The organism is Vibrio sp. Y2-5 (genome assembly GCF_014596725.1).
Taxonomy (GTDB): domain Bacteria; phylum Pseudomonadota; class Gammaproteobacteria; order Enterobacterales; family Vibrionaceae; genus Vibrio.
On the sequence record NZ_JACVEG010000001.1, the window covers coordinates 238997 to 253144 of the forward strand.

Consider the following 14148-nt stretch of genomic DNA (forward strand, 5'->3'; position numbering starts at 1 on the left):
ATACGTTTGGTATTGACGTAGAATACCTTCCAATAAAAGCGAATATTGAGTATCTAGGACAGAATTGAATGTCAGACCCTAAGTTTATCCACTTACGCATTCACAGTGATTTCTCCATGGTTGACGGCCTATCAAAAGTGCCTCCTTTGGTTAAAAAAGTGGCTGAAATGGGCATGCCGGCTATGGCATTAACCGACTTTACCAACTTGTGTGGCTTGGTTAAGTTCTACGGAACCGCCCATAACTGCGGTGTGAAACCCATTATTGGTGCTGATTTCACCATGCGCTCAGAAGAGTTTGGTGATGAGCTGACCCGAATTACTGTCTTGGCGAAAAATAATGTTGGTTATAAAAACCTGACTCTCCTTATTTCAGAAGCTTATCTGCGTGGTCATGTTCAACACCAACCTGTGATTGATAAAGAGTGGCTAATTAAATACGCGGAAGGTTTGATTATTCTATCCGGAGCCAAACAGGGTGAGATTGGTAAAGCTCTGCTTAAAGGCAACCAGCCACTGGTGGATAAATGCGTCGAGTTCTATCAAACCTACTTCGCTGACCATTTCTATATTGAGTTGGTAAGAACAGGTCGTGCGGATGAAGAAAGCTATCTTCACTTTGCATTGGAAGTGGCGGAAAAAGAAGGTTTACCGGTTGTTGCCACAAACGAAGTGGTGTTCCTGACAGAAGAGTTCTTTGATGCACACGAGATTCGCGTGGCTATCCACGATGGCTACACATTAGAAGACCCGCGCAGACCCAAACTTTACAGCCCACAGCAATATTTACGCTCTGAAGAAGAAATGTGTGAGCTATTTGCTGATATCCCAGAAGCACTGCAAAACACGGTCGAGATAGCTAAGCGTTGTAACGTGACTGTTCGATTGGGTGAATACTTTCTTCCAGCGTTCCCGACGGAAGGGATGCTGGAAACGGAATATCTGGTTAAGAAGTCAGAAGAAGGTTTGGAAGATCGTCTGGAGTTCTTATTCCCTGACCCAGAAGTGCGTGCTCAGCGTCGTCCTGAATACGATGAACGTCTGCAAGTTGAACTTGAAGTAATCAACAACATGGGTTTTCCAGGTTACTTCCTGATCGTAATGGAGTTCATTCAGTGGTCCAAAGACAATGATATTCCGGTAGGACCGGGGCGTGGTTCTGGTGCCGGTTCCTTGGTGGCATACGCACTGAAAATTACCGACTTGGATCCACTTGAATACGATTTGCTGTTCGAACGTTTCTTGAACCCAGAACGTGTATCCATGCCCGATTTCGATGTCGACTTCTGTATGGATAAGCGTGACCAAGTTATTGATCACGTTGCTGAAATGTATGGTCGTGATGCGGTATCGCAGATCATCACTTTCGGTACTATGGCGGCAAAAGCGGTTATCCGCGATGTAGGGCGTGTGCTTGGTCACCCGTTTGGCTTTGTCGATCGTATATCAAAACTCATTCCGCCAGATCCCGGTATGACGCTGGAAAAAGCCTTCAAGGCAGAACCCGCATTACCTGAGTTATATAACTCCGATGAAGATGTCAAAGAGCTGATTGATAAATGCCGAATCTTAGAAGGTTGTACGCGAAATGCAGGTAAACACGCTGGTGGTGTAGTAATTTCGCCAACCACAATTACTGATTTTGCGCCTATCTATGCAGATTCAGAGGGGCATTTCCCTGTTACTCAATTTGATAAGAATGACGTTGAAACTGCGGGTCTGGTTAAGTTCGACTTCTTGGGACTACGAACCTTAACCATTATCGACTGGGCGTTGGGCTTGATTAACCCTCGAATGGCGAGAGAAGGTAAAGAGCCTGTACGCATTGAGTCTATTCCATTAGATGATCCTGCGTCCTTCCGAGTGCTGCAGAATTCAGAAACCACGGCGGTATTCCAGCTTGAATCTCGCGGTATGAAAGATTTGATCAAGCGTCTTCAGCCCGACTGTTTCGAAGATATCATCGCATTGGTGGCACTGTTCCGTCCGGGACCTCTGCAATCAGGCATGGTAGATAACTTTATCGACCGTAAACACGGCCGAGAAGCTATCTCTTATCCGGATGAAACCTGGCAGCATGAATCTCTCAAAGAGACGCTTGAACCAACCTACGGCATTATCTTGTATCAAGAACAGGTAATGCAGATTGCTCAGATCCTTGCGGGTTATACGCTTGGTGGCGCGGACATGTTGCGCCGTGCAATGGGTAAGAAAAAGCCTGAAGAGATGGCAAAGCAGCGTGCAGTGTTTGAAGAAGGCGCGATAAAAAACGGCGTTGATGGCGAATTGTCGATGAAGATCTTCGATCTTGTAGAGAAATTCGCTGGTTATGGCTTTAACAAATCGCACTCGGCAGCCTATGCTTTAGTATCGTATCAAACACTGTGGTTGAAAACGCACTTTCCTGCGGAGTTCATGGCAGCGGTAATGACCGCTGATATGGATAACACCGAAAAAGTCGTTGGCTTGGTGGATGAATGTATCAGGATGGGGTTGAAAGTCCTGCCGCCAGATATTAACTCTGGCTTATACCGCTTTAATGTCGATGAAACAGGTGCCATCGTTTATGGTATCGGCGCGATCAAAGGGGTAGGTGAAGGCCCAATTGAAGCAATACAAGAAGCGCGAGAAAAAGGTGGTTACTTCAAAGACCTATTTGATTTCTGTGCTCGTATTGATTTGAAAAAGGTCAACAAGCGCGTAATTGAAAAACTGATTCTAGCGGGAGCATTGGATCGTTTAGGTCCACACCGTGCGGCTATGATGGCCTCACTGAACGATGCGGTGAAATCGGCAAGCCAACATCATCAGGCAGAGGCCTTTGGTCAGGCAGATATGTTTGGTGTATTGACGGACGCGCCGGAAGAAGTCGAACAAAAATATACCCAAGTTCCTGAGTGGCCAGAAAAAGTTTGGTTAGAAGGTGAGCGTGAAACATTGGGGCTTTATTTGACAGGGCACCCAATTAACGCATACCTGAAGGAACTTAATCGATATACTAGTTGTCGTTTAAATGAAGCGACGCCAACGCGTCGTGATCAATCGATTACAGTGGCTGGTTTAGTCATTGCAGCGCGTGTGATGACGACTAAGCGCGGGACCCGAATTGGTCTGATGACTTTGGATGACCGTTCCGGTCGCATGGAGGTGATGTTATTCTCCGATGCGCTTGAACGGTATGCAGAATTGTTAGAAAAAGATAAAATTTTGGTGATTTCCGGACAGGTCAGCTTTGATGACTTCAACGGTGGCCTTAAAATGTCGGCGCGCGAAGTCATGGACATGGGCAGCGCACGTGAAAAATATGCCCGTGGCTTATCAATCTCGATAGAGCAATCTCAAATTGATGAGCAGTTTTTTGAGCGTTTTAGTGAAATACTTACGCCTCACCGAGCAGGAACGGTTCCTGTCAATGTATACTACCAGCGCCCTGATGCGCGAGCACGTCTAGTACTTGGTACAGAATGGCGTGTCACACCTAGCGATACATTGTTAGACGAATTGCAACAGCTACTTGGCAATGATCAGGTAGAACTTGAATTTAACTAAAATTCAGCAATGCCAAAGGCATGCTGAGTAAAAAAGGATAGGTAGATGAGCCTAAATTTTCTAGATTTTGAAAAACCAATTGCCGAACTTGAAGCTAAAATTCAGGCACTGCGTGACGTCTCTCGTCACGGTGGTAACGACTCAGTTGACCTCGACAAAGAAATTGCACAACTAGAAAAGAAAAGCTTAGAGCTGAAAAAGAAAATTTTTGGTGACTTAGGTGCATGGCAAGTAGCGCAATTAGCGCGTCATCCAAAGCGTCCATACACGCTTGATTATATCGAGCATGTTTTTACTGAGTTTGATGAACTAGCTGGTGACCGCGCTTTTGCAGATGACAAAGCTATCGTGGGTGGTATCGCTCGTTTAGAAGGTCGTCCTGTGATGATTATCGGCCACCAAAAAGGTCGCGAAACTCGTGAGAAAGTAAAACGTAACTTCGGTATGCCAAAGCCTGAAGGTTACCGTAAGGCACTGCGTCTGATGGAAATGGCTGAGCGTTTTAACATGCCAATCATTACTTTCATTGACACTGCTGGTGCATACCCAGGTGTTGGTGCTGAAGAGCGTGGTCAGTCTGAAGCTATCGCAAGAAACCTCAAAGTGATGTCAGGTTTGAAAGTACCTGTTATCTGTAACGTTGTCGGTGAAGGCGGTTCAGGTGGCGCATTGGCTATTGGTGTGGGTGACTACGTAAACATGCTTCAATACTCTACGTATTCAGTAATCTCTCCAGAAGGTTGTGCATCAATCTTGTGGCGTGATTCAGATAAAGCGCCACAAGCAGCAGAAGCTATGGGTCTAGTTGCTCCTCGCTTGAAAGAGCTAGAACTGATCGACGAAATCATTGAAGAGCCTCTAGGTGGTGCGCATCGTAACCACGAAGAGACGGCTGCGAACATGAAAGCAACATTGCTACGTCAGTTAGCAGATCTAGAAAATCTGGATACAGATTCTCTACTTGATCGCCGTTACCAGCGTCTATTGAGCTATGGTTACTGCTAATTGTTGATTGAACACTTAGTAAACTGAAGCTAATTTCGTTGCTAAAGGGTTGGATTGATTCCAACCCTTTTTGTTTATCTGGCTTAACGTTACACTTAACCTCAGTTTCTTATTGATAGCCTTACTGGTTGAATGACCGATTATGCTCGATTTGTACTCTCACTTTTGCCAACAGTTGAACGCATACTCTTCCCACCGTTTTGTACTCGCTTTGAGTGGTGGTGTAGATTCTCGTGTTCTGCTGTCATTGCTCGTACGTTTTCGTGAGGAATTCGGAGTATCGGTTGCTGCAGTGCATGTTCATCATGGATTGAGCAGCAATGCTGACCATTGGACCGAGTGTTGTCAGGCATGGTGTGACAACTCCGATATCCCTCTGTTTGTTGAACGAGTAAATCTGGATACTCAATGCGGAGAGAGCATTGAAAAGCTTGCTCGTGATGCTCGCTATTCGGCTTTATCTAAATATGTACAAGCGAATGATGTACTGCTTTTAGGTCAGCACGCCGATGATCAGATAGAAACTTTCCTACTCGCCCTTAAACGAGGAAGCGGACCAAAAGGTTTGGCTTCTATGGCTCATTCTGCGCCATTTTCAAACGGTTTGATGTTACGGCCGCTATTGAACGTTAAACGCGCAGATATAGAGGCTTTTGCGGCGGAAAATCATCTAACTTGGGTCACCGATGAAAGCAATGATGATGTTCGCTACGAGCGCAATTTTATTCGTCATCAAATCACACCTATTCTCAGTCAACGCTGGCCATCAATTCATCAAGCGATTCAACGCAGTGCGGAGTTGTGTGCTGAGCAACAAGCTTTGCTCGATGAACTATTACGAGATGAAGTCGGACAAGCATTTCATAGTGACGAAAGTTTGAAACTCGATGTGTTAAGTACGAAAAGCGATGGTGTACGTCGGCAAATCATTCGTCAATGGTTAGCCAATCATCAAATGGTGATGCCAAGCCGCAAACACACAGAGATGATTTGGCAGGAGGTCGCTTTAGCCACTCCTGATGCCAATCCTAAGCTCAAACTTGGCGAGCGTGAGATCCGCCGTTTTGATCATCGTCTATATTGTGTTGAAGAGAACCGAGACATTTCAGACTGGAAAAGCCCAATTGTGCTTGAGCAAAACCTGCCATTGCCAGATGGGTTAGGTGCTTTGAATCTTACTTTGCAGAAGGGAGAGATTCGCCTCCCTGAAAGGGTGGAAGATCTGTGGGTGAGTTTTAATCCGGAAGGATTAAGTGCATGTCCAGTAGGAAGAAGCGGCTCAAGAAAGATGAAGAAGCTCTTTCAAGAATACGGTGTGCCGAGTTGGCTAAGACGCCGCACGCCGATACTCATGTATCAAGATAAAGTGGTAGCGGTGGCAAATTTGTTTGTTGATCGTGATTTCAGTGGGCAAGATTGCACGCTGGTTTGGGACAAGCGTTAATTTTCGTGCCAGAATTAACCCTAGTAGTAGCAGTGATATAAAAAGAAAATTCAATAACATAAGGAAGAGCAATGAATAAATTAGCATTGAGTGTTGTTTTAGGTCTTGGACTTCTAGCGGGTAATGCAGTCGCTGGAGACGTGGCCGCAGGGAAGGCAAAATCAGCGGTGTGCGCAGCGTGTCATGGTGCAGATGGTATTGCGGTTATTCCGGGGTATCCAAACCTTAAAGGTCAAAGTGAACAATACATAGTGTCTTCTATTAAAGCTTATAAAGCAGGTCAGCGCACAGGTGGACTTGCTCCTGTCATGCAAGCGCAAGCTTCTATGTTGAATGATGCAGATATTGCTAACTTAGCCGCTTATTTTTCAAGTTTGAAATAAGTTTTAAGCGACTTAATTATTTGATTGTTTTCAAGGGCTAGCGGATAATGCCGAGCATTGATACAAGTTTAAGGGATGAACATGAAAAAAATTGAAGCCATTATTAAGCCATTTAAACTCGATGATGTTCGCGAAGCGTTAGCTGAAGTGGGTATTACGGGTATGACGGTATCCGAAGTCAAAGGTTTTGGTCGTCAAAAAGGTCACACGGAACTGTATCGTGGCGCAGAATACATGGTCGATTTCTTGCCAAAAGTGAAGCTGGAAATTGTTGTTAACGAAGATGTTGTTGACCAATGTGTCGATACTATTATCGAAACCGCTCAAACAGGCAAAATTGGTGATGGTAAAATTTTCATTACTGATGTCGAGCGTGTTATCCGTATTCGTACTGGCGAAGAAGACGAAGACGCAGTTTAGAAAAAAGGAGCAAATGCTCCTTTTTTTACATCTCATTGCAGATGAAATTCAGATATCTTGTTTCCCCAACCATAATTTACCTCTGACCTGAACTCGTTATGAAAAAGCGCTATTGGCTGTTATTTGGCTTGTTGAGTTGCCTAGCGATAGTCTTCTCTGGCTATAAGCTGGTTTTTAACGTTCCAGAAAACCCTCAACTGCTGACTGTTGGTGAAAATAGCATCGGGCAACCGCTAGTCTGTTATCAGGACGACAATGCTTTGCCTTTAGACAAACAAGGCTATCTGGGCCTTCTAGTTTGGAATATCTATAAGCAGAACAGAGAAGGCTGGAGCGAAGAACTTAGCCGTTTAAGTTCAGATGCGCAGTTACTACTGTTACAAGAAACCAGTCTTAATTCAGGATTAAAACAATGGCTATCATCGCAAGGATGGGAAGGTAATCAAGTCAATGCGTTTAGAGTGATGGGAGAGTCTGCAGGGGTTATTAATCTTGCTCGGACGACGCCTAACTTAGCGTGTGGTTATACAGAGATGGAACCTTGGTTAAGACTTCCTAAATCAGGCATCTATGCTCTATACCCTCTTAGTAACGGGCAAGTACTCGCGGTCGTGAATTTGCATGCGGTTAACTTCACCTACGGCACAGATGAATATCAGGTTCAGTTAAAGGCGTTAGCCAGCGAATTGAGTCAGCATACAGGTCCCATCATTGTTGCAGGAGATTTCAATAGTTGGAGTGAGGAGCGAATGACTGTGATGAAGCAAGTGCTTACTTCTTTTAGTCTGAGTGAAGTCCAGTTTTCTCCTGATCATCGAGTGCGTTTTATTAGCGGACTGCCGTTGGATCATGTTTTTTATCGGGGCTTAAAGCTGGAAAATGCAAAAGCGCCCGAATCGGACGCTTCTGATCATAACCCTTTACTGCTTAGTTTTAGCTTATTGCAATAGTGATAGCCCAAATACCGTAGTAAGCAACCCACGGTAGGGTAGCAATAACGATTGCTTGAGCGCGTTCTATTCGCGTCCAAGTGATTACTGCTGCATAACCGAGGAAGATATACCAAGGCAATAGCAGAGGGAATGAACTGGTAAAGGGTGACCAAGGGTTGGTAAGCGGCAGCTTAATTAAGCCATTCAAACTGTTAAGATCGGCAGCATAGCTCATTACTTGTCCATGCTTTAATAGCATGCTTGCATAGCTGGCAAGATCGCCGATGACTGCAGGAAAAATGACAACAGAGCTTGCTGCAAACCATTTCCAGAAACCGAGTTTCGCCGAGCCTTGGCGAGTTGCTAGGTTAAACCACAGAGCCAGAAGAATAATGGTCAGGGTACGGCTCATCACGTCACTGATGATTTCACTCGCCAGTAAAGTATCAGCTTCTAGTAAGTGGATCAGGTCGGGATTAGTCGCTTCCATCTGAGCAGATAAGCCTGTTTTTAGCCATTCGAAATCGACGTTGGCGAAATAAGCCCCCCAGAACAGGAACGGGGTGATCAGCAGTACAATAAATGGTTGCCATCCCCATGCACTTCTCTCATACAGTGCAGCAAAGCAGTCTTGAGGTGAACGAAAAATGTCCACCAGCATAATTAAAGGATTACTGGACGGGTTCATACACTGACCTTAGTGACATCGACATAGAGTTTTAGATTCTGACCTGGTTTCAGGTATTTGTGGTTAGACAAGTCGTTCCATTTCACTATGTCTGTTGTTTTCACTTTAAACTTGCTGGCAATCGCACTGAGAGTATCGCCGTTACGCACTTTATAGAAAACTGTACGAATGATTGCACCATCGGTATTGTTTTTCCAAATCACCAGCTTCTGTCCGATACTTAAGGTATCTCGTGGCCCCATTCCGTTCCATTTCGCCAGTGAAGTAGTTGACACATTGTGTTTACGGGCGATTGTCCAAAGGTTGTCACCTCGCGTAACAGTATGAGTCAGTTTGTATTTGCCTCTGGCAATAGATTGGGTTTTCTGCAGACGGTTATTGGCACTCAGAACATACGCTTTCTCATCTTTCACCGATGTTGGAATCATTAAATATTGTCCAACACGGATAGCGTTGCCTGAAAGATTATTGGCTGTCTGAATTATTTTTGTTGTCGTGTTGTGATGCGCAGCAATCACGCTTAGGCTGTCGCCGCTTTTCACTTTATAGCGAACTAACTTCATGCCTTCACCACGGTGCTTTTCTGCATTCGCACGGAAGGTGTCTGCTTTATCTACTGGCAGGAGTAACTGGAATGGACCGTCCGGTGCGGTTGCCCATTGATTGTATGCTGGGTTATAGCTTTGAAGCTCTTTTACATCCAATCCGGCGTATTTTGCTGCGATAGCAAGATCGAGTTGTTCTTGAGGATTGACTAACTTCAGCACGGGTTTATTGGCAATGGCTGGAAGTTTAACTCCGTATTTTTCCTGATTCGCGATGATGTCTGCAAGGGCGAGTAGCTTTGGTACATAACCGCTGGTTTCTTCCGGCAAATCGAGCGAGAAGAAATCGATAGGTTTTCCTAACTTTTTGTTTTTACGAATAGCACTTGAAACTCGGCCACCACCACTATTATAAGCTGCGATAGCGTGTTGCCAGTCTCCGTCAAAACGTTTACTTAGATTGGTCAAATAAGTCAAAGCTGCATCGGTTGATGCATCAACGTCGCGACGACCGTCGTACCAAAAGTTCTGCTCAAGGCCGTACATCTTCCCAGTTGCAGGTACAAACTGCCACAGGCCAGCAGCGCTGCCGTGTGAATAAGCAAATGCGTCAAAAGCACTTTCTACAATTGGCAAAAGGGCTAATTCTAGTGGTAAGCCTCTTTGCTCAATTTTCTCTGTAATGAGGTATAGGAATGGTTGTGCACGTTCAGCCACTTTCTGTAAATGGCCAGGGTGCTTTAGGTACCAAGTACGGTAGTAATCGACCGATTTTTGCTTTGGAATACCCATGGTGAGTTGCATGGCAATGCGTTGCCAAACATCTTCTTGTTCTTGTGGCGTAATCACGACAGGTTCAACAACACGCTCAACGGGTACTGGTTTCGAAGATACCGTTGGTTTCTTAGTGACTTGTTGTTGAGGCGTGTTTACTTCAACGTCGTTTTGTGTGGTTTGTTCTGCTGTCTGATTCAGTTGGCATCCCGCCAATAAGAGAGCCAACAGACAGCTGGTTTTTACTCGCATGCAAAACAATCTTTTCAATAAATGGCTGGAGATAATACTTGCCTATTTATTACCCTGACAAGGGGCAAATTCCTAAAAATCGTTTTTCCATTCGCGTAATGCGGTAAATATTGATATAGGATCATTTTGTTTCGTACGATTTGCTACCGATTTGATTACGCTTGCTTCTCTTGTACGTAAGAAGGGGTTTATCCATTTCTCTTTTCTTAGCGTGGTTGGAATGGTCGATTTGTTTTGAGCTCGAAGACGAATTACTTCATCGCGATAAATTTGTAACTGTTCGTTATTTGGTTCAACAGCAATAGCAAAGGCTATGTTGCTCGCGGTGTATTCATGAGCGCAATACACTTCGGTTTCTTCAGCTAAGGCTAGGATTTTTTCTAACGAATTAAACATCTGTTCCATGGTGCCTTCGAATACGCGCCCGCAGCCGCCTGAAAAAAGCACATCTCCGCAAAATAGTTTTCCATCACCCGCATAGCCAATATGCCCTAAGGTATGCCCCGGTAATCCGAGCACCAAAAAACGTTCGTCAAATAACTCAATTTGGTCACCCGCTGTGACTTTTTGGGTCAAATAAGGCACTGGGTCATCACTTGGGCCAATGATATCAAGGTTCGGATACTGCTTCATAAGCTCGCGAATACCGCCAGTATGGTCCTTATGATGATGGGTAATTAAGATTGTTTCTAAAGTGAGATTATGTTGCTCCAAATATGCGAGAACAGGCGTTGCATCGCCCGGATCAACAACAGCACAACGGTTGTCGCTATTTTGAATCAGCCAGATGTAATTATCGTTAAATGCGGGTATGCTTTTGATCTGTAACATGAGTTGTCTCCAGTCACCTAGGTGAAGCGGGTTAGCGATGAAACCAGCACGCAGCGAAAAAAAAATTGAGAAACCTCATTCTTGGTCTCAATTGAAAAATGGTCAATGGGTTAGTGAGTCTATCCAAACACGGCTCGACGAGTGGTGCCCGAAACTCTTTGGTTATCATATGCTAAAACTGGGCGGTTTGAGTTGTGAGCTTGCCAGTTGTAACTGCAATATTCAACACCAAGTCCATCTTGATATACAAAATCCATTGCATACGGTGATTGCCGATGAGTTCGATTTACCTTTCTTCGAAAAAAGCATAGATACAGCAATCCTTGCACATCAACTGGATTATTGTAGTGACCCGCATAGAATGTTGCGAGAAGTGGACAGAGTGTTGATTGATGATGGTTACATTATCATCACAGGGTTTAATCCAATCAGTTTCACGGGACTGGCGAGTTTGATGCCGTGGCGTAAAAACAATTTGCCTTGGAGTGGTCGCATGTTCACTCCTAATCGAATTAAGGACTGGTTAGGACTGTTGAACTATCAGGTGATTGAATGTGACCAATATGCGCTGTTTCCGATGCAGAGGTACCGCACATTCTGGACTTGGTTGGAAAATGGCAGAGGGGAGTTAGGTTCAACGTTTTGCAGTTTGTATTTTATTGTTGCCCGTAAGCGAACCTATCCACTCAAACCGATTAAACCACATTGGCGTTTGAAACGGCGGCTTTCTCCTGTTGGAGTGAACTACCGCATCAAACACGATGAACAATAGCGATTATTCTGGCTGATAACCCACATCTTCTTCCGTTGGGTTTTCAGCGGCCGCTCGTGCTAATTCGTCACACATTTCGTTTTCTCTGTGTCCTGCATGACCTTTTACCCAATGCCAGTCAACTTGATGGCGAGCGGTCTCATGGTCAAGCGCTTGCCAGAGGTCGGCATTTTTGACGGGTTTATTGGCAGAGGTTTTCCAATTGCGTTTTTTCCAGTTGTGGATCCACTGAGTGATACCTTGGCGCACGTACTGACTGTCCGTTGTGAGAATGACATGGCAAGGTTCTTTGAGGGTTTGCAGTGCAACAACGGCTGCAAGCATTTCCATGCGGTTGTTCGTGGTGAGCTTATAGCCTTTTGCCAGCGTTTTTTCGTTGCTCTTGTAGCGTAGAACAACGCCATAACCACCGGGGCCAGGGTTGCCTAAACACGATCCATCAGTGAAAATTTCCACCTGTTTCTTCATGATTTGATACTATTGGGTTACGCACACATTTGGCATAGTCTGACATATATATCCTTATGAATACTAGTAGCAATTCTGAATACGACCGCATTGTGGTTCTCGATACCGAAACCACGGGTATGAACCTAGAAGGCGGTCCTCATTACGAAGGTCACCGAATTATTGAAATCGGTGCGGTGGAGATCGTGAATCGAAAACTCACAGGTCGCCACTTTCATGTTTATCTCAAGCCTGACAGACCGATTCAAGATGAAGCGGTAGAAGTTCACGGTATTACCGATGAATTCTTGATTGATAAACCGGAATATCGCGATGTTCATGAAGAGTTTCTGGAGTTCATTAAAGACGCTGAACTGGTCGCTCATAACGCGCCCTTCGACGTCGGTTTCATGGACTATGAATTTTCTAAGTTAGGTGGCAGTTCACTTAAAACTGAACAGATATGCAAAATCACCGATACCCTTGCCATGGCGAAGAAAATCTTCCCCGGCAAACGTAACAACTTGGATATTCTCTGTGAACGTTACGGCATAGATAACTCGCACCGAACGCTCCACGGCGCTTTGCTCGATGCTGAGATTCTGGCTGACGTTTATTTGCTGATGACCGGTGGACAAACGTCACTCCAGTTTAACGCAGGTTCACAAACCGATGGCGAGAATGGTGCAGGATTGATTAAACGAGTTGAAAGTGGACGAAAAGCGCTAAAGGTATTGATGGCTACCGCCGATGAAATAGAAGCGCATCAAGAGCGTTTAGATTTGGTTGCGAAGAGTGGTTCTTGCCTTTGGCGTCAATAAGAGTGGTCTATTTTAGGAGATGATATGTTGAGGATTGGAATTGCTCTTTTAGGGCTCCTCTTGAGTTTGAATACTTTCGCTAGCCGTGAATCCTCACTTTCTTTGTTAGATAACCGATTTCGTGTTGATCCTACCATCACTCAAATAACGTTTGTCATCTACCGAGAGAAAGGTTCTCAGCCAGTGGTTCTGGTACGCCCTGACGGAAAAAAGTATTACGCAACGCGAAACCCAGATAATGTGCGTTGGTATCAAGAACCCTCGATGGACATTATTTCTATCGACAACCCAATGCCGGGGCCATGGCAAGCCATTGGTAAAGTGTCGCCTAAAAATAATGTGAAGCTGATTTCTCATTTGCAACTGACCTCAGACACATTTCCAAACCGAGTTTATCAAGGTGAGGAAATGAAATTCACTGCTCGGCTAACTTCCGATGGTAAACCATTACTGCTTAAAGACTTCCTTGACCGAGTGAATCTCAAAGTTACTTTTCGTAAATATATCGAAGATGAGCAAAGCTTGGTAAAAGAAGCGCGTCCAGTGCCGACGGTTATTGGCGAATTTGCGGATGACGGACAAGGGTTAGACGAGAAGCCCGGTGACGGTGTTTTCACTGTGAAGCTCAATATGACGCCTGAGCCCGGTAAGTATCGTGTGCGAATTACTTCTGGTAACGGTGTGTTTTTACGTGCACTTGAGCAGGAAGTACTGGTATACCCGTCGCCACTCACTTCGAGCTTTATTCAATCTCGTGTTGCAAACGAGCCTCATCAGGTGGTGATCAGTGGTGAACAGGGCATGATTGAACCCGGTTCGCTTGCCGCGCATATTCGCCATCAATCGCCTGACAATAAAGAGTTTCTTGTGGAAGGTGTTGCTGAACCTGATTCATTAAAGATGACTCTCACTGTTCCCTACGATGGGGATTTGGGTAACTACGCATGGGACGGTGGTGTTTATGCTACCGATTTGGCATCTAAGCGTCCGCTGTATTTCCCAATTAAAGAGAGTTCTTACAGTGTGGTTCAAGAACTCGATCTTGAACAAGCTCGTTTGATGCAGGAAGCAGAAGCGGAACAGCGTCGTAAAATTGCGCAAGAAGAGCTGTTACAGAAGGTGCGTGAAGAGCGTCGTACTAAGTACATCATCTATATCGCTATCGGTAACGTGATTGTGATTCTTCTGGCGCTGGTGGGTTGGTTTATTATGCGTAAGTTTAAAGCGCGTAAGGAAATGCTGCCTGAAATGCAGCTAAATATGCCAAAGAAATAACATAGATCTGA

Annotated in this window: 13 protein-coding genes; 9 read left to right on the forward strand and 4 right to left on the reverse strand. The window is 44.9% G+C overall.

Annotation, left to right across the window (positions count from 1 at the left end):
• Positions 1-68: 68 nt before the first annotated feature.
• From dnaE to HUO09_RS01040, 6 genes are all read left to right on the forward strand, one after another.
• Positions 69-3548: a DNA polymerase III subunit alpha gene (dnaE, locus tag HUO09_RS01015; RefSeq protein ID WP_188232742.1), complete on the forward strand. Its 3480-nt coding sequence runs from the start codon at positions 69-71 to the stop codon at positions 3546-3548.
• Positions 3549-3593: 45 nt separating this feature from the next.
• A complete protein-coding gene (gene accA / locus HUO09_RS01020; protein WP_167411541.1) occupies positions 3594-4553 on the forward strand; it encodes an acetyl-CoA carboxylase carboxyl transferase subunit alpha in 960 nt (319 codons plus the stop codon).
• 142 nt (positions 4554-4695) lie between these two features.
• Entirely contained in the window at positions 4696-5997 is a 1302-nt protein-coding gene (tilS, locus tag HUO09_RS01025; RefSeq protein WP_188232743.1) for a tRNA lysidine(34) synthetase TilS, read from the forward strand.
• Positions 5998-6068: 71 nt separating this feature from the next.
• Positions 6069-6380, forward strand: a complete 312-nt coding sequence (locus HUO09_RS01030) for a cytochrome c (RefSeq protein WP_188232744.1) — start codon at positions 6069-6071, stop codon at positions 6378-6380.
• 81 nt (positions 6381-6461) lie between these two features.
• Positions 6462-6800, forward strand: coding sequence for a nitrogen regulatory protein P-II (glnB, locus tag HUO09_RS01035; protein WP_042480092.1), 339 nt, complete (start codon positions 6462-6464; stop codon positions 6798-6800).
• A 98-nt stretch (positions 6801-6898) separates the two neighbouring features.
• A complete protein-coding gene (locus tag HUO09_RS01040; RefSeq protein WP_188232745.1) occupies positions 6899-7750 on the forward strand; it encodes an endonuclease/exonuclease/phosphatase family protein in 852 nt (283 codons plus the stop codon).
• Here HUO09_RS01040 and HUO09_RS01045 read toward each other — a convergent pair.
• The 3 genes from HUO09_RS01045 to gloB form a co-directional block, all read right to left on the reverse strand.
• Positions 7734-8420, reverse strand: coding sequence for a YIP1 family protein (locus HUO09_RS01045; RefSeq protein ID WP_188232746.1), 687 nt, complete (start codon positions 8418-8420; stop codon positions 7734-7736). The two genes, HUO09_RS01040 and HUO09_RS01045, sit on opposite strands and share 17 nt — an antisense overlap.
• On the reverse strand, positions 8417-9991 hold the full coding sequence (locus HUO09_RS01050; protein WP_188232747.1) for a LysM peptidoglycan-binding domain-containing protein: 1575 nt from the start codon (positions 9989-9991) through the stop codon (positions 8417-8419). The genes HUO09_RS01045 and HUO09_RS01050 overlap by 4 nt, the downstream gene beginning before the upstream one ends.
• A gap of 72 nt (positions 9992-10063) precedes the next feature.
• Positions 10064-10822 carry a hydroxyacylglutathione hydrolase gene (gene gloB, locus HUO09_RS01055; protein WP_188232748.1) on the reverse strand — a complete coding sequence of 253 codons (759 nt, stop codon included), beginning with the start codon at positions 10820-10822 and terminating at the stop codon, positions 10064-10066.
• A 37-nt stretch (positions 10823-10859) separates the two neighbouring features.
• On the opposite strand from gloB, the gene HUO09_RS01060 reads away from it, so the two are divergent.
• Complete coding sequence (locus HUO09_RS01060) at positions 10860-11594, forward strand: class I SAM-dependent methyltransferase (RefSeq protein WP_188232749.1); 735 nt, start codon at positions 10860-10862, stop codon at positions 11592-11594.
• A 3-nt stretch (positions 11595-11597) separates the two neighbouring features.
• Here HUO09_RS01060 and rnhA read toward each other — a convergent pair whose 3' ends face one another.
• Positions 11598-12062, reverse strand: a complete 465-nt coding sequence (gene rnhA / locus HUO09_RS01065) for a ribonuclease HI (RefSeq protein ID WP_102940344.1) — start codon at positions 12060-12062, stop codon at positions 11598-11600.
• A gap of 56 nt (positions 12063-12118) precedes the next feature.
• On the opposite strand from rnhA, the gene dnaQ reads away from it, so the two are divergent.
• Together dnaQ and HUO09_RS01075 are read left to right on the forward strand one after the other, a co-directional pair.
• On the forward strand, positions 12119-12862 hold the full coding sequence (dnaQ, locus tag HUO09_RS01070; protein WP_167411534.1) for a DNA polymerase III subunit epsilon: 744 nt from the start codon (positions 12119-12121) through the stop codon (positions 12860-12862).
• 24 nt (positions 12863-12886) lie between these two features.
• The gene (locus tag HUO09_RS01075) at positions 12887-14137 is read left to right on the forward strand and encodes a TIGR03503 family protein (RefSeq protein WP_167411533.1); all 1251 of its coding nucleotides are present in this window, start codon (positions 12887-12889) and stop codon (positions 14135-14137) included.
• The last annotated feature ends 11 nt before the right edge of the window (positions 14138-14148 follow it).